This is a genomic window from Paenibacillus sp. JNUCC-31, from assembly GCF_014844075.1.
In the GTDB taxonomy this organism is placed as follows: domain Bacteria; phylum Bacillota; class Bacilli; order Paenibacillales; family Paenibacillaceae; genus Paenibacillus.
Map to the genome: position 1 here is coordinate 4284548 of NZ_CP062165.1, position 16761 is coordinate 4301308.

Annotated in this window: 14 protein-coding genes; 10 read left to right on the forward strand and 4 right to left on the reverse strand. The window is 46.2% G+C overall.

The window, feature by feature from the left end; genetic code table 11:
- Positions 1-159: 159 nt before the first annotated feature.
- The 6 genes from JNUCC31_RS18675 (at position 160) to JNUCC31_RS18700 (ending at position 6804) form a co-directional block, all read left to right on the forward strand.
- Positions 160-1497 carry a hemolysin family protein gene (locus JNUCC31_RS18675; RefSeq protein WP_192263232.1) on the forward strand — a complete coding sequence of 446 codons (1338 nt, stop codon included), beginning with the start codon at positions 160-162 and terminating at the stop codon, positions 1495-1497.
- 137 nt (positions 1498-1634) lie between these two features.
- On the forward strand, positions 1635-2717 hold the full coding sequence (locus JNUCC31_RS18680; protein WP_192263234.1) for a hemolysin family protein: 1083 nt from the start codon (positions 1635-1637) through the stop codon (positions 2715-2717).
- Positions 2718-2982: 265 nt separating this feature from the next.
- Positions 2983-3933: a ring-cleaving dioxygenase gene (locus JNUCC31_RS18685; RefSeq protein WP_416234319.1), complete on the forward strand. Its 951-nt coding sequence runs from the start codon at positions 2983-2985 to the stop codon at positions 3931-3933.
- 14 nt (positions 3934-3947) lie between these two features.
- Complete coding sequence (locus JNUCC31_RS18690; protein WP_192273131.1) at positions 3948-4553, forward strand: alpha/beta hydrolase; 606 nt, start codon at positions 3948-3950, stop codon at positions 4551-4553.
- 356 nt (positions 4554-4909) lie between these two features.
- The gene (ilvA, locus tag JNUCC31_RS18695; protein ID WP_192263236.1) at positions 4910-6202 is read left to right on the forward strand and encodes a threonine ammonia-lyase IlvA; all 1293 of its coding nucleotides are present in this window, start codon (positions 4910-4912) and stop codon (positions 6200-6202) included.
- Positions 6202-6804: a GNAT family N-acetyltransferase gene (locus JNUCC31_RS18700; RefSeq protein ID WP_192263239.1), complete on the forward strand. Its 603-nt coding sequence runs from the start codon at positions 6202-6204 to the stop codon at positions 6802-6804. The genes ilvA and JNUCC31_RS18700 overlap by 1 nt, the downstream gene beginning before the upstream one ends.
- Positions 6805-6932: 128 nt before the next feature.
- Here JNUCC31_RS18700 and JNUCC31_RS18705 read toward each other — a convergent pair whose 3' ends face one another.
- Complete coding sequence (locus JNUCC31_RS18705; RefSeq protein ID WP_192263241.1) at positions 6933-7898, reverse strand: hypothetical protein; 966 nt, start codon at positions 7896-7898, stop codon at positions 6933-6935.
- A gap of 309 nt (positions 7899-8207) precedes the next feature.
- Here JNUCC31_RS18705 and JNUCC31_RS18710 point away from each other — a divergent pair, with 309 nt between their 5' ends.
- Positions 8208-11384: a copper amine oxidase N-terminal domain-containing protein gene (locus JNUCC31_RS18710; protein WP_192263242.1), complete on the forward strand. Its 3177-nt coding sequence runs from the start codon at positions 8208-8210 to the stop codon at positions 11382-11384.
- A 418-nt stretch (positions 11385-11802) separates the two neighbouring features.
- On the opposite strand, the gene JNUCC31_RS18715 is transcribed toward JNUCC31_RS18710, so the two are convergent.
- Entirely contained in the window at positions 11803-12642 is an 840-nt protein-coding gene (locus JNUCC31_RS18715) for a hypothetical protein (RefSeq protein WP_192263244.1), read from the reverse strand.
- Between the two features lie 413 nt (positions 12643-13055).
- On the opposite strand from JNUCC31_RS18715, the gene JNUCC31_RS18720 reads away from it, so the two are divergent.
- The 3 genes from JNUCC31_RS18720 (at position 13056) to JNUCC31_RS18730 (ending at position 15415) form a co-directional block, all read left to right on the forward strand.
- The gene (locus JNUCC31_RS18720) at positions 13056-13292 is read left to right on the forward strand and encodes a hypothetical protein (protein ID WP_192263246.1); all 237 of its coding nucleotides are present in this window, start codon (positions 13056-13058) and stop codon (positions 13290-13292) included.
- 329 nt (positions 13293-13621) lie between these two features.
- Complete coding sequence (locus JNUCC31_RS18725) at positions 13622-14452, forward strand: alpha/beta hydrolase (protein WP_062327037.1); 831 nt, start codon at positions 13622-13624, stop codon at positions 14450-14452.
- 177 nt (positions 14453-14629) lie between these two features.
- Positions 14630-15415 carry a DODA-type extradiol aromatic ring-opening family dioxygenase gene (locus JNUCC31_RS18730; RefSeq protein WP_192263248.1) on the forward strand — a complete coding sequence of 262 codons (786 nt, stop codon included), beginning with the start codon at positions 14630-14632 and terminating at the stop codon, positions 15413-15415.
- Positions 15416-15593: 178 nt separating this feature from the next.
- Here the strand turns inward: JNUCC31_RS18730 and JNUCC31_RS18735 are convergent, their stop codons facing one another.
- Both JNUCC31_RS18735 and JNUCC31_RS18740 read right to left on the reverse strand, forming a co-directional pair.
- Positions 15594-15806 carry a hypothetical protein gene (locus JNUCC31_RS18735; protein WP_192263250.1) on the reverse strand — a complete coding sequence of 71 codons (213 nt, stop codon included), beginning with the start codon at positions 15804-15806 and terminating at the stop codon, positions 15594-15596.
- Positions 15807-15964: 158 nt separating this feature from the next.
- Entirely contained in the window at positions 15965-16504 is a 540-nt protein-coding gene (locus tag JNUCC31_RS18740; protein WP_192263252.1) for a DoxX family protein, read from the reverse strand.
- Positions 16505-16761 lie beyond the last annotated feature (257 nt).

Here is a 16761-nt window from a genome sequence, read left to right on the forward strand (position 1 = left end):
AAGGTCAGAGTACAACTTATACAAACGTTAAGATCAGATCGATTTTATATAAGGCATACGCCGTGTTTGAACGAAAATCAGCGGTTGAATGGTTAACCAAGTTAACGACTCACGCTGTAACTATCTCTGGAGGTGAATCCCTGAGAAGCGGGGAAATCATTGGACATAATTACCATATTGAATATTGTATTACTCATTATTTTGATTGCGTTGACCGCATTTTTCGTTGCATCCGAATTCGCTGTGGTCAAGATTCGTACGTCACGAATAGATCAGCTTGTTGCGGAAGGCAATAAGAAGGCTGTTTTGGCGAAAAAAGTAGTGTCGGATCTGGATTACTATCTGTCAGCCTGTCAACTTGGTATTACCGTCACTGCCCTTGGATTGGGAGCGCTCGGTAAACCAACGGTTGAAAGGCTACTGTATCCTGTATTTGATTACCTTAACGTATCTGCTTCCATCTCGTCTGTTGCATCGTATGCGATCGCGTTTATACTCGTCACGTTCCTGCACGTTGTTGTTGGTGAGATGGCTCCCAAAACGATGGCAATTCAATTTTCGGAAAAATTGACGCTGTTGCTCTCGCCGTCACTGTACTGGTTCGGAAAAATCATGTATCCGTTCATCTGGGCGCTGAATGGAGCGTCACGTGTCCTTCTGCGGGGATTCGGCGTTAAACCTGCCGGGCATGATCAAGCCTACTCGGAGGATGAGATCAAGATCATCATGAACCAGAGTTACGAAGGGGACGAGGACAACAAGACCAAGCTTTCGTATCTGGAAAATGTATTTGTATTCGATGAACGGGATGCCAAAGATATCATGGTTCCGAGGACGGAGCTTGTGACACTGAATCAGAATATGACCTATGACGATATTATTCCGATACTGGATGAACATAATTATTCACGTTATCCCGTCATCGAGGATGGAGACAAGGACCGTATTGTCGGTGTGGTGAATGTGAAAAAGATTTTGCCGGACATGGTTGCTACCCGGGCACATCAACTGAGCGAATTCGTGCGCGAGATTCCGTTCGTATCCGAAGTTACACGTATCCAGGATGCCATGATCAAGATGCAGCAAGAGCGAGTCCATATGGCTGTTGTTGTGGATGAATATGGCGGTACAGCAGGTATTCTGACGATGGAAGATATTTTGGAAGAACTCGTGGGTGAAATTCGGGATGAGTTCGATGCCGATGAAGTTGCTGACATTCAGGAGACTGGAGAGAACCAGTATCTCATTAACGGCCGGGTGCTTCTGGATGAGCTGGAGCGGCAGTTTGGGCTTGTTTTTGAAGGCAATGAAGAGATGGATACCGTGGCCGGATGGATTCAATTCCAGAAGGGTGTCGGTGTGGAAAAAGGAGATACGGTAGAACACGGTGATTACGTCTGGACCGTTGTGGACGCAGAGAATTTTCACATTAAGCAGGTACTGCTTGAACGTGTAAACGGTGCTGAGGTTGAGGAAACAGCCAGTGACCTGGCGTGATTTTGGTTCGATCAGGGCTGTAATCTTGGTTTGACTACACAATTGGCTACTGTTCTCAGGATTTATTTGGCAACGTCACTCGTGCAACCTTATTTTAAATTTTATTGGAGGTGAATCCCTCAACCTGAGGGAAATCATTGGACGGAATAATAGCCTTGAACTTATTTTTAGTAGCCGTATTTATAGGCCTGACCGCCTTTTTCGTTGGAGCGGAATTTGCAATTCTGAAAGTACGGATGTCCCGAATCGATCAGCTGATCCTGGAAGGGAACAAAAAAGCGGTGTTGGCCAAAAAAGTGGCTCACAATCTGGATTATTATCTATCTGCTTGTCAATTGGGTATCACAATCACGGCTCTCGTATTGGGTGCATTGGGTGAACCTACCGTTGAGAAAATGCTGCATCCACTGTTTGAGCGACTGGAAGTGCCAGCAGCCTTGTCTACAGTACTCTCTTACGGAATTGCCCTCGCGATCATCACGTTCCTGCATGTCGTAATTGGTGAATTGGCACCAAAAACATTGGCGATTCAGTTTGCCGAGAAGATGACGCTTATGCTGGCACCACCGCTGTACTGGTTTGGCAAAATCATGAATCCGTTCATCTACGCGCTGAATGGGGCTGCCCGTCTATTGCTTGGCATATTCGGTATAAAGCCTGCCGGTCACGATACGGTTCACTCTGAAGAGGAATTGAAGCTGATCATGGCGCAGAGTTATGAGAGCGGGGAGATCAATCAGACGGAGCTTGACTATCTGAAGAACATTTTTGCTTTTGATGAGCGTCTGCTTCAGGAGATTATGATCCGCAAAGAAAAAATTGTGACGCTGGACAAAGAAATGCCGCTGAATCGTATGATTGAGGTTTTAAAGCAGCATGAGTATACACGCTTCCCTGTGATCGAAAAAGGAAATCAGGATCACTTCGTTGGATTTATTCATACAAAAGAGATGCTGACAAGTGTTGCCGCAGGCCGTGCATTCAACATGGATACGTTTGTACATGACATGTTGAGATTTTCGGAGTTATCTCCAATAAAGGATGTCTTGATCCAGATGCAGCAAAGTCGTTCCCATATCGCAACGGTTCATAATGCGGAGGGAGCTACGGTTGGCCTGGTTACAATGGAGGATATCCTTGAAGAAATTGTTGGAGATATCAAGGATGAGTATGATGGCAAAGATCTGGTTCAACCGCCAAAGCGATTGAAATTAACCTAGAAAGCGTCCAAATAAGGTACAAAGAAAGACGGGTTTCCGAGTGATCGGGAACCTGTTTTTTGTTCCTGAAAATAGCCCAAGCCATGGTTAAGCAAGTTAAAAGAGTAACAATGTCTTAATTTTAAAACAAAAGCTTGCATAATGTCGGCAGATAGATTAATATAAATTTAAAGAATCTTAATTTAAAGATAAATAACAAAAAGGCAATGCATAACAAACTGCTAAATATAACAATGATACAATTAAAACTAAGGGAGTGGAGATTATGTTCAGAACTTCAGGAATCCATCACGTTACGGCTTTTGTAGATGACGCACAGAAAAATGTTGATTTTTACGCAGGTGTATTGGCACTGAGACTGGTGAAAAAAACAATTAATTTCGATGCACCGGATGTGTACCATCTGTATTATGGCAATGAGGATGGGGCACCGGGCACCATTATCACGTTCTTCCCACAGCAAAATGCAAGAAGAGGTGTCATCGGCTCAGGACAGACCGGCGTAACCGTATATGCGATTCCAATGGGCAGCCTGTCATTCTGGAAAGAACGTCTGACTTCCTTCAATATCCCGTTTGAAAATAAAACACGATTTGGCGAGCAGTACATTCGCTTCTTCGATAAAGGCGGTCTGTTGCTCGAATTGGTCGAGCGCGAAGGAGGTCAGCCAAGTCAGTGGGCATTCAATGGTGTACCGTCTGAACATGCGATCAAAGGTTTTGGTGGAGCTGTATTATTCAGCCATGTACCCGACAAAACAATGGATGTACTGACAACGATGCTTGGTCTGGAGCAGGTTGGAGAAGAGGATGGAATCATTCGCTTGCAGGCGACTGGTGACATCGGTCAACTGATCGACATTCAATCGACTGGAATCCAGCGGGGCATTGGCGGAGCAGGTACGGTTCACCATATTGCATGGCGTGCGAAAGACTATGTTGAGCATGAACAAATGCAGCAGGATCTTCAAAAAGCCGGATACCATCCAACACCGGTCATTGACCGCCAGTACTTCAACGCTGTGTATTTCCGGGAACCGGGAGGTATACTGTTTGAACTGGCTACGGATCCTCCGGGATTTGCACGGGATGAACCACAGGAGAGCATGGGACAGAAACTGATGCTGCCTGAATGGTATGAACCACAGCGTGAGCAGATTGAACAGATGTTGCCACCTATTCAAGTACGTGAATGGAAAGGAGAGTCCAAATCATGACTACTACCAATACAATGAAACATATTTATAAAGCAGGTTCTCAGCCGGATGCCCCTACAATTTTGTTGCTGCATGGGACAGGTGGAACGGAGAATGATCTGGTAGGTCTGGCCGAGATGATTGCACCAGGAGCAGGTATTCTGGGGGTACGTGGTAACGTCTCCGAGAACGGGATGCCCCGATTCTTCCGCCGTCTGGCGGAAGGGGTGTTTGACGAAGAGGATCTCGTTGCACGGACAGCGGAATTAGGTTCTTTTGTGGATGCAGCAGCTGTGGAGTATGGTTTTGATCGTGCGAATGTCTATGCCCTGGGCTATTCCAACGGTGCTAACATCGCCGCGAGTCTGATCTTCCATCAAGCTGACGTATTCAAAGGGGCGATTCTGCACCATCCGATGGTACCCCTGCGCGGTCTCGAAATGCCAGACCTGAAAGGTCTGCCTGTATTTATCGGCGCTGGAGAGAACGATCCGATTGTGCCGAAACGTGAGACAGAAGAACTCGCTTCACTTCTGAGTGGAGCAGGCGCAGCCGTGCACATGCACTGGGAGCGTCAGGGCCATCAGCTGACCCGTACCGAGGCGGAAGCTGCGGCGGCATGGTTTAAAACTCAGGGATAAATCTCCCTGGAGGCTCTAAATACTTCTTTAAAAGGGGTGTCCCATAGTCATGAAAATGACGGGGACACCCTTTTTTGGCATTTTTACTGATGTGCTTCTCGGGCCGAGATGTTGATCTGGAAGATGATTAATAAGGCTACATTACATTGCCAACGTTTAATACGCCTTGTCCTAAAGGGTGGAATAATTTATAATCAAGTAATTGATAATCATTTTCAATTAGATCGGTTTGTGATGACTAAGCGTGTAATCAAGCGGGGAAGATGAACTGGCGCAAGGAAAGAACAAAAGTGATACAATAAAAGAAAAAGCAATGCTTGCATTGCCAACCAAGATAAGCGGAGTGTGGAGAAGAGATGAAACCAGTGGAACAAGAACCAACGGGAACTACAAATCCCGGCCGTGCCAGTGTTGGCATGGAAGATATCGTGCGCGCACATCATGTGCTGCGTGAAGTCATTGTAAGAACACCGCTGCAGCGGGACGCTGTATTGTCGGCCAAATATAACTGTAATGTATACCTCAAACGGGAAGACTTGCAAGTGGTACGTTCGTTCAAAATACGTGGTGCATACAACATGATTCGTAGTCTGACTCCAGCAGAGATGGAGAAAGGCATTGTCTGTGCGAGCGCAGGAAACCATGCACAAGGCGTTGCTTTTTCCTGTAATGCTTTGGGCATCCACGGCAAAATCTTTATGCCGAGCACGACGCCTAACCAAAAAGTGAAACAGGTACGTCGGTTTGGTGGAAATAATGTTGAAGTTGTGCTCACAGGCGATACGTATGACGATGCTTATGAAGAAGCAATTCGTACCTGTAATGAACAAGGCATGACGTTTATCCATCCATTCGACCAACCCAAGATTATTGCAGGCAATGGTACGGTGGCGATGGAAATCATGGAGAGCCTGGATGAGAACGCGGACTATATGTTTGTTACGATCGGTGGCGGCGGTCTCGCTGCTGGAGTCGGAACTTATATGAAGACGGTCAGTCCGGAAACGCGTATCATTGGTGTAGAGCCACTTGGCGCAGCTTCCATGAGTGAAGCCATGTTCCGCAAACAGGTGGTCACGCTGGATGATATCGATAAATTCGTGGATGGTGCTGCGGTAAAACGCGTGGGTGACCTGACCTTTGATATCTGTAGTGGCACGCTGGACGACATTGTGAAGGTTCCTGAAGGTAAAGCCTGTACCACCATTTTGGAGCTGTATAATGAAAATGCCATTGTGGTAGAGCCTGCCGGTTCCCTGGCGGTTGCTGCGCTGGAGCAGTATCGCGAGCAAATTGCGGGTAAGACCGTTGTTTGTGTAATCAGCGGCGGGAACAACGATATCGACCGGATGCAGGAAATTAAGGAGCGTTCCTTGATCTACGAAGGTCTGAAATATTATTTCATGGTCAATTTCCCACAGCGTGCAGGAGCTTTGCGTGAGTTTCTCGAGGAAGTATTGGGACCGAATGACGACATTGCCCGTTTTGAATACACGAAGAAGCATGATAAGGAAAATGGGCCTGCCCTGGTGGGCATTGAGTTGATGTACAAGGAAGATTACCAGCCGCTGATTGAACGAATGAATCGTAAAGGCCTCGCGTATACGGAGCTGAACAAAAATCTCAATCTGTTCAACATGTTAATCTGATGAATCACTCCCATGTGAAGTCGGACCGTAGTGAGGCGCAGCCTCTGTTGAGACCTGCTCGCAAAGAAGATGCAGCACAGGTCATTCCTTTACTTTATCAGGCGATCGGTGATATTGCATACGCTCTGGCTGGTGAAGAAGATCATGAGAAAGCGATGGGGATTTTGCAGCAATTTTACGTGCGTGAAGACAATCGGATCAGCTATCGTAATATAACGGTAATGGAGCAGGATAAGCAAGTTGCTGGAATTCTGGTAGCCTATGATGGCGGAGAAGCAGACATTCTGGATCAGCCGATTCTGGATCGGCCTGGTCGGAGCACAGATGAGAAATATACGTTGGTCAAAGAAACCCGTCCCGGGGAGTATTATCTGGATACTCTATCGGTAAGCGAAGCATATCAGGGGCAGGGCATCGGCAAGGCATTGATGGCTGCTTTTGAGCAGCGTGGTCGAGAACTTGGACACTCGCAGGTGTCCCTCATTGTTGAACGTGACAATGGACGGGCCTTGATGTTATACGAACGGCAAGGGTACATCAAAGATGATGTGATTGTAATTGCTGGACATGAGTATAACCATATGGTCAAACCAATTCTGTAGTTCTTGAATTTGAGTTAGCCGGGTATAGGAGTTACAAATACAACGGTAGAATCAAAAGAAAACCGACATGGGAGCGAATCCTGTGTCGGTTTCTTTGAGTTATTTAGATGATTAACACCATAAATCAATTATGAATTGGCATTATCTCCGGTCGGAACATTCTGTTCAAGCCATTTCTCCACTGCTGCTGTTTTCTCATACTTTGCTTCTTTAACAACATCCATAAAGGCACCCAGCTTGGTTAGGAATTCACTATCCACGGATGCAAGACGCTGTAACACACCATTGTATCCTCTTTGGGCATTGGCAACCATTTTGTTCGTTTCATAATCAAACAGCGGTGTATTGTTCAGCCCATAAAAGGTATACAGGGTATAACTGTTCAACAGATCCTGCATCTGTTTAGCCCGATTCGATTTCGGATGCAGCTCCAGGAAGCTTTCCTGGCTGCGTGCTCGATCGAGAATTTCCTGATAGCCAATGATCAGAGCTCCGTCATCCGCAGGCAAGTTTTTCGTTTCCCTCATCATGATGAAGATGTAGCTTGAGATATCCTCAGTAATATCAGAGGTATATTTCACGAGTGCCGCATAATTCATAATGGGATAGAGGGAGCCTTCGAGCATGACGAGACGATAGCCGCTGTCACGGGCTTCTTTTAGCAGTGCACGCAGATCGGAGTCCTGGGTACGCTTCATGAGTTTAGTGAAGCTGTCGTTCGCTTGATATGCCTTGAGCATCTTGTCCTGAACGTTGGGAACGAGCAAACGGTCCGTCATCGAAGTTAAAGTCTTCAGGCGTGCATTCTCCAACTGCAAAACCATCAGGGTAGCGTGATGCGTTGTTACCTTTTTGATATTGGATTCCAGATAGGTGTCAGCGGCGGGCAAGCCGTTCTTTTTTTGGAGCATGGATTGGAATGTTTTATATATGGCGGTTGAACTGCTGGTGGTTACTTTGGCATCCGGGCCTGAGGGAGCTGCAGCTGCAATTCCAGGTGTCACCGCAGTTGCTGTAATGATTGCAGTAAGGGTAACAACAGTTATGAAGAAACGTAGCCCTTTATGCTGGCCAGATAAATATGATGATGTCATCCGTGTAGACCTCCCGTAGTTTTAGAGATAATAGGTTGTTATTCACTATAGATTAAACGAATTTGGGAAGAATGTTGTTTCGGAATAATGACAAAATATTCTGTTATTTTTAACCTTTCAAAGGTAGATGATGGAAGGGGATTTCTGCGAAAATATTTTTTGTGGGATTGGAAACTTTTACGCCTATTCATACGTCTTAGATGTGCACAGGAAATTACAGGAATTAATGAAATTCAGAAACGAATACAATTAACTTAAATAATGAAGAGAATGGGGATATTGGATATGAGGAAAGCGGGAGGACGTCAAGTGAAAAAGGTAATGTCAGCACTGGCCGTATCAGCCATGTTGATGTCTGCACTACCCACGTCAGTGATGGGTGCAGCTGCAAGAATCAGCATATATATTAACGGTGCGGAGCTGTCGTCAGCACAAGCCCCTGTCATGAAAGGTGGACGTGTACTGGTTCCGTTGCGCTCCATTTTTGAAGGCTTGGATGCCACAGTAAAGTATACGAATAAAACCAAAACGATTACAGCAAGCCGGGAAGATCAGGAAGTGATCCTGAAGCTGGGCTCCAAAACAGCATACATCAACGGAGAAGCGATCTCATTGGATGTACCTGCGAATACAATCAAAGGAAATACGATGGTTCCCATTCGTTTTGTGAGTGAAGCATTTGGAGAAAAAGTATTCTGGAACTCTCGTAATCAGCGGGTAGATATTAAAACAACGTCTACACCTCCTGTGGATGAGACGAAATATGCAGCATGGAACATTTATGGTTCTGTATCCGGAAGTAATGGGGATGGTCGTGATCTGACCGTAAGCTTCACGCGTCCAACGTCCGAGAAAGCCGTATCCGCATATCGTATTATGCTTGTAAAAACCCGTGATGTGAATAGCTTCAATGAGTCTGCGGCAACGGCTGTGCCTGCTGCGAATTATACATCCGTTACTCCAAATGGCACTGATCCAAGATTGACGCTTAATGCACAGACCCGTGACGTGAACGGGGATCTGTTAAATTCCAATGAGACCTATCGTCTGTATGTCCTTACGGTGGGAAACAGCAACAATAGCTACAAAAATCTGCTAGCCTGGTCCTCCCAGTCTTTGAAACTAAATAACAATGTGAAAACGACGGTGCAACCTGTCACAAGCCTGCGGATCGCAGATATCAGTGACTATGGGGACGGCCGTGATCTGGAAATTAACTTCACACAGCCGAGTACCACATCCAATATTACGTATTACCGTGCTTTTGTAGTCAAGGCGAAAGATGCTTCTTCCTTCAATCTGACTGCGGCGAATAATGTGTCCAGTTCCAATTCAACCATTATCTACAAAGGCAACAGCACGACGGTCAAAAGCCAGCTCTCGTCTTCTACGCGTGACACATCCGGGGAACTGATCAAAAGCGGCACATCCTATGTCGTCTACATCATGTCCGTAAGCTCGAATGCGGCAACAGCAGACAACAAACTGTCCGCGGTATCTTCTTCCCTAACGCTTGGAGTAAATACAGCAACAGCACCTGTCATCACGTCAGTGAGAGACAATTCCGATTATGGAGATGGTCGTGACATCCAGGTGAGCTTTAACCGTTCATCCGATGAATCGAAGGTTGCTAATTATCGAATTTTCGTAGTGCGCAACTCGGTATCCAGCAGCTTTAATCTGACTACGGCGAGCAATCTGTCTTCGAGCTTGTATTATACTGTGAACAAGACAGGCAACAACATTACAACCACACTGCCATCCTCCATGAAGGACACCAGTGGTTATAACGTAACGAATCTGCAGGACTACCGAATCTATGTTATGGCAGTGGGGAACCAGCAGAATGGATATACCAATGCGCTGTCCTCCTCGTCAACGCAGTTGAGACTGACAACGAATAGTAATGCTGGTGTCGCAAGCAATATTGGGGTGGCTGATGTGAGTGACTACAGCGATGGACGGGATCTCCGCGTTTCGTTTAATAGAGCTTCGGATGAATCCAACGTTTCCGCGTATCGGGTATATGTGGTACGTTCCGGCAATGCAGGCAGCTTCACGCTGAGTGCGGCTAACGCATCGAACAATTACTATCAGGTAAACAAGACAGGTGGAAATCAGTCATTTACTCTTCCTAACTATATGGTAGATACCAATGGTTACACAGTTACGAATAACAATAACTATCGTGTGTTTGTCCTGTCGGTAAGCACAAGTGGAAATTCCAGTCAGAACGCGCTGTCCTCTTATTCTTCACAGATTACCCTGACTGCCAATGCAGCTGTGACTGCACCAAGCAATGTGGCGGCAACAGATATTGGGGATAACGGTAATGGTAGCGATCTGCGTGTGACGTTCAATCGTTCGACGGATGAGACGAATGTGAATCACTATCGTGTGTTTGTGGTGAAATCGGGTACCAACTTCAATTTGGCATCAGCTAATGCAGTTGGTAGTGCGAATTATACGTATGTAAACAAAAATGGAAATAACCAAACGGTTAACCTTACAAGTAATACTAGAACTGTGGATAACAGTACTATTGGCAATGGAGTAGCCTACCAAGTATATGTGATGGCAGTGAATAATAACGGCTCTCTTGCCAATGCATTGTCTTCGGGCTCGGGAACGATCACATTAGCTTCCAATACCGCTGTGTCAGCAGCGAGCAACGTGAACGTAACCGTGAAAAGTCAGGGGCAAGCGGGAGATGCATCGGATGTAACGATAAGTTTCAATAAAGCTTCCAGTGAAAATGGAATTGCCGGTTACAGAGCATTTGTTGTACCAGCAAACCAGGTAAGTGGTTTTAATACGGCTTCTGCACTGGGAATTTCTTCGAACATTGATATCAACAAAAATGATGCTGCCGGTCCTGTCGTCCTGAATAATGGTCATCGGGATATTAATAACAAGTCACTTGTTGTAGGTCAAAAATATCGGGTCTTTGTGTTATCCGTATCAGACAGCGGCTCGCGCGCTTCCAATCTGTCCGCTGCTTCCAATGAGTTCAGTATTCTTGCGCCAGTCACTGAAGTCAAAACCGCAACTATAAGCGACTTAAAAAATACTAGCTCGACCACGGATGTCAGTTATAAGATATTATTTAGTAAACCATCGGATGAAGCTGGAATATCCCAATATCGACTTTTTATTGTTAAAGGATCAGATAATTTGAATGTAGCCTCAGCAGCCTCGGCAGTCTATAGAGTAATTACTCCGGGAGAACTTGCGTCGGGGGAAATCAACCTGACACTAGGAACAAAAGATTCCACAGGTACCGATATTGCCATTGGCAATGATTACAAAGTGTATATCTTGTCTGTAGCCGCAAATCCAACGACATATAGTAATGCTCTTTCCGCTGTATCAAGAACAGTCAAACTGGAATTAGCTAAGCCTGTTGCACCTGTTCAAGATCCAGGTCAAGCTACAAATCCAACTGCTGATCCTTCTCAGAGCAGTGGGAATACACCACAGATCTAAATTGAATGGTAGGAACTAATCACAATAAGAATATGGCTCCCTTTCTAAACTGGAAGGGAGCTTTTTCTATCATAATTCATGAAAGTTAACAATAAAATGCGTACGTAACAGCGAGTAGGAAACTTTTCTGTGATGCTATAAAATCCATTAACCAAATAAAGCAATGGAGGAAGACTCTACGTTCGCAGGGGATCATTCGTTCTGAAGTACGACAAGGCCAGTCCTTTTTCTGGAGTGGATGGAAATCAAAATAGCTGTCGAGACTTTCTCGACAGCCGGGGAGGTAGGGGCCATTACCATAATGGCTCCTTTTTTGACACTCGATATTCTATCCTCTCACCGAATGTCGTTACTTCCTTTTCACATACCATATTCCGTTGTGATATACCCAATGATGCTGCTCAACAAAGGGCAATCCTTACGCTTTCCGCTGTCCGAAGAGTGGTCTCAATGTCGCCAATCCCACAATCCCGATTACTAGACTTATCCATGGAGCCAGTGTAAATACGGGAAGTCTGTCACGCAGCGGATAACCTACAAACAAGACCAGCACAACGATGACGATATAAATGACGATTCCGCGAAGGTTGATTTGCGGTCTGGAAGTCTTGTCTGCTCCGTGATCGTCAGGCCGCTCAGCGAGACGACGAAGCATTTCTACCAATGCAATTCCGCCAACCGCCGCTACGATTAGCGAGAACAGGCTGATATGGTTAAAAGGTTCCGTATCTCCACCTGTCCAGCCGACAAATAGCCCTGCCCCACCCTGAATCAGCATGACAAAAGACAAAGCAGCCCAGGAAATCATGGCATACCACTTGGGCGTGCGTCTGACCTGCTCCGGTGTCTCCGAGGATTCGGTTTCATCCGCTGATTCTTTTTTCTTGGCGGAAGTATTTTGTGTATTCGATTTGTTCCGGCTGCCGGATGCAGCTGTACTTGAAGCTCCGGATGGTTGAACCTTGGAATGGCCAGCAGTGGCATCCTGTGTATGCTCATCAACACCAAGCCGCGAATGGATATCCTGTTCCAGATCAGGCCCGTATAATTCACGAGCAGGCTGTCCCTCACGCTGAGCTTGTACGATGGCTTTTCCTGCATAGAGAATCCATTCTTCCTGCGTTCTCTCGTCAGCAGGTGCATGGCGCGCAATGGTGCTGATCTGGTCGAACAGCTTTACATTTTCAGGCGTCATTTTACTCATTTCGGTCATTTGGCGATTCTGTATTTCTTTCAACTTTTTATAGGAAATTCCCAATGATTGCTCCCCCTGTCTACACACGTTCTGATCCCCGGCGATCTGGAGACCCTGACGGTATTTTAGTATACGGGAAGGGCTCTCGTTTCGCAAAGTCATTCCTTATAAAACAACTGTTTGTGATTCGCCCATAGCCCTGCAAAGGCCAGAATGACACAGGTGCACAGCAGCACCAGTTTTCCGTGATTGCGAATCCATTCCAAGATGTGTTCCATGAGTTCAATCCTTTCACCGGAAGAGTCGAAAGGCAAATGTTGCCTGTGATATATGGTCTATGTTCCCCTTGGCTCGTCGTAAATATGCGTAGGGTTCCGTCCATTTCCAACGATTGTGTGAAGCATGAATAAAGTGCAGCCGATTCCACCACAATAGTAGCATTTCCAACAGAAACCAGGGATTGGAGTGTGCCAGATATGGATCAACAAACGGAACAATTAACCAGGAAGCTGCTGTTAAACAGTAATTCTCGTGGAGTTACGGATGAGGTTGTGCCTATGGAAGAGACGTTGGAAGATACTGAATATGCCGAAGAATACACTGAAGGCACCTTTCCGTCAGGAAGCTTCTGGGAAGGCTCTAACTCGGCACATGAACAGGATTGGCAGGGACGGGTGGAGACCCATGAGATGTTCCGACGGAGCTACGAATAGCTGTCACGACACATATTAAGTTCCCAATACAAGTGCTATCAGGCCACCTTCGACAAGAGGCTCGGCGCGCAAGTTATTCGCCTGTCTCACTTATATACAAGCTTAGGAATGATTCGAGTCAGCTGCTGTCAGCATGGCTCATTTTTTTTGGGATATCCCGATAAAATGTGGACAAGCAGCCTCTTGGAAAAGGACATTTCCTCACGTTGACTTGAGGATCACAGGATGATAATATACTAATATCATCTTAATACACATTAAACTTATCGGATTTATAGATAATTAAAAAAATGAACAAGAGCAGGGAAGAATGGAAAGGGGAAATGAACATGGAGCGTCAGATCAGTATTCGTCATGGGCAGGAGGAATTAACAGCTACGATTCATTATCCGGTTGTGAAAGACATCAAGGAGGAGAATCAACAGAAGCGTGTACCTCTGGCTGTCATTTGTCATGGCTTTGTAGGAAGCCGGATCGGTGTAGATCGTCTGTTTGTAAAAACTGCTCGTGAGTTGGCCGAAGATGGGTATCTGGTTCTGCGCTTTGATTACATTGGCTGCGGGGAGAGCAGTGGTGAATATGGCGCAGAGGGACTGGAGTCCATGATTCTTCAGACACGCTCCGTGTTGGATTACGCTGTGAATTGCAGTGATGTAGATCCAACCCGTGTAACGTTAATCGGTCATAGTCTGGGCGGCGCCGTGGCCCTGCTTACCGCTGTTCGAGACAAACGTGTCAAAAACCTGGTGATGTGGTCGTCCGTGGGTTATCCATTCAATGACATCGTGAAGATTACAGGAAGGGAAGTTTACGATGAAGGGGTGAAACAGGGTTCTGCCGATTATCTCGGTTATAAGTTCACGCCAGCATTTTTTGAGTCACTCGCTGAGCATCAGCCATTCCAGGAAGCCGTTAAGTTCAACGGGGATGTTCTGGTAGTACATGGAACATCGGATGAGATTATTCCTGTAGATTACGCATTCCTGTATCAGAAGGTACTCTGGATGCGTCAGGAAGGACGCTGCGACAAGGAGATTATTTTCCAGGGTGATCATACCTTCTCTTCTGGTAAAGAGCGGGAACAACTGATTACCCGGACGAGAGAATGGCTCGGAGAGCGTCAGAAGATTGAACAGGATTGGCAGCACTGGATGATCTAAGAGCGATATGGGTGGAGTCTTTGGGTGCCGCTGGAACATCACAGGGACAACATGATCGATCTAAATGGCAACATGGCGTCCGAATGCCAACAGATTGGGATGTCTGCTTGGAAAAGCGCCTTCTTCGGGGTAAAATAGAAGAGGTAAGCATCCTATCGTGTCTGGAGGTTGGCAGCAATGACATTACCCGCATTTTTCATTGCGCATGGTTCTCCCGCACTGGCGGTGGAGAGCAATGACTACACTCACTTCTTGAAACAGCTTGGAGACAGGCTGCCGGCTCCGAAAGCCATTGTTGTATTTACGGCGCATTGGGATTGTCCCGAACCGTCCGTCACAATGGATGATACACATCAGACTTTGCATGATTTTTACGGATTTCCATCTAATATGTATACAATGGATTACCCTGCACCTGGCCAACCAGATATTGCGAATGAAATCTGCGCTTTGTTCACCCGGAGTAATCTTCCGCATCAACCGATCCGAGGCCGTGGTCTGGATCATGGGGTATGGGTACCGCTGTTACACATGTATCCAGAGGCCCAGATTCCGGTAATAGCGTTATCCGTGGATTCGCTGCGCTCCCCGCAGGAACAGTATGATATAGGCCGGATGCTGGAGCAGCTGCGCCATGATGATGTGCTGATCCTTGGCAGCGGCGGAACGGTCCATAATCTGCGCTTGCTTGGTAGTGACGACGAACCGCAAGAATGGGCGGTTGAGTTCGACAACTGGATTGGCGAGCGGCTCACGCAGTGGAATACGAGAGAGCTGTTTCAATATGACAAAAAGGCACCCCATGCCCGCACGGCTGTTCCATCGTATGGAACGGAGCACATTGCACCCTTGTTCTATGCCATGGGTACAGCGGATATGTCGCGATCTGCAAAACGTCTATTTCAGTCGTATCCTTACGGTACGCTCAGTTTGAACTGTTGGCAGTTTGGTGACGGCGCATAACTTGGAGCAGACAACAGAACGTAAACGGTCTGTGGGTGTAATTTTGCTAATCTGCTTGTCATTCTGCAAGAAAGACAGACGTTTAGTTGAACAGCAAGACAAAAAGGTTTCTGCAGCCAGCTTGGTGGGCTACAGGAACCTTTTTCTAACTTGGAAAACTCCTAATACAATACGTTAATTACTTGCGAATCTCGAAGAGCTCACATGCTGTACGCGAATGATAAGCCAGTTCACTAACACTGGACTGCACGACAACCGTGTTATGGTCAAACCGAATAATGACGCCACCGGAATTGATCTGGTGGTTATCTTTAAAAACACGAACCTTATGCTTCATTTCCATGGCTTCCTGGAAGTCGGCATCGGTTTCAAGACGGCGCTGGGTTGGCATGTCACGTACTCCTTTAGTTATAATCAATCGCTATGTTCATCATAATACGTGTTTCTGTGAATGAGCAAGCGAGACTGAATACATAGGCTTATGAAAGGAAGAAAAAAGTCCTGCTCTCCAGGGGGAGGAGAGCAGGACCAAGTTATTTAGTCGAATGATTAAGCTGTTTTATGCGTAGGGCTTATCGTTGGTGTGTCTTTAGGCTGGCTGCCTTTATTGCGAGTGAACAATCCGCGGAGGTAAGGCAGTACCCAACGATCCAGACCGATTTTACCAGCGTTTGCTCCAGCGACCACAAGGAAGATTTCCATTAGAACCAGTTGAGCATTCGTGCTTACGGTTCCCGAGAAGAGGAACGCGAAGTTCATGACCATGGCCATCAATGCTGCCAGTGTTGTGAAGCATCCAAGAATGAGACCCAAACCTACAAGGAACTCACCGAGAGGGATGACGAAGTCGAACAGTCCTGCATTTGGTACTGCGAATTTCTCAAGGAAGGTTGCCCACCAAGCTTGAACTGCCGGATGATCGCCCGTTGCTTTTTCTACAGCTCCTGCAAGGAATCCACCTGCTTCAAATCCGCCTGTCAGTTTGCCCCAGCCGTGTGTCATCCAGTCGTAACCGATATACACCCGAAGTACTGTCAAAATCCACATTGCCACTTTGTTTTCTCTAAGCCATTGGTTGAAGCTGAACATATAAACCACTCCTTCATGGAATTTAGTGTGTGTTGTTTTTGTTTTTCTAAGTGATCACCTTTGATGTCTTTATTGTATAGTTCAAAAGTCATCTTGTTTGTGATTATTATCACAATCTAGTTCAAATTTTAAGTAAGGTTTGAGAAGTTCACATTTAGGACTTATTTTCAGCTTGCCTGAAGTTTCAAACGTAAAATACAGGGTACAAAATGCTCCCTTAATCGAAGACAAATGATGCAGTGTGTGATTAAATGGAA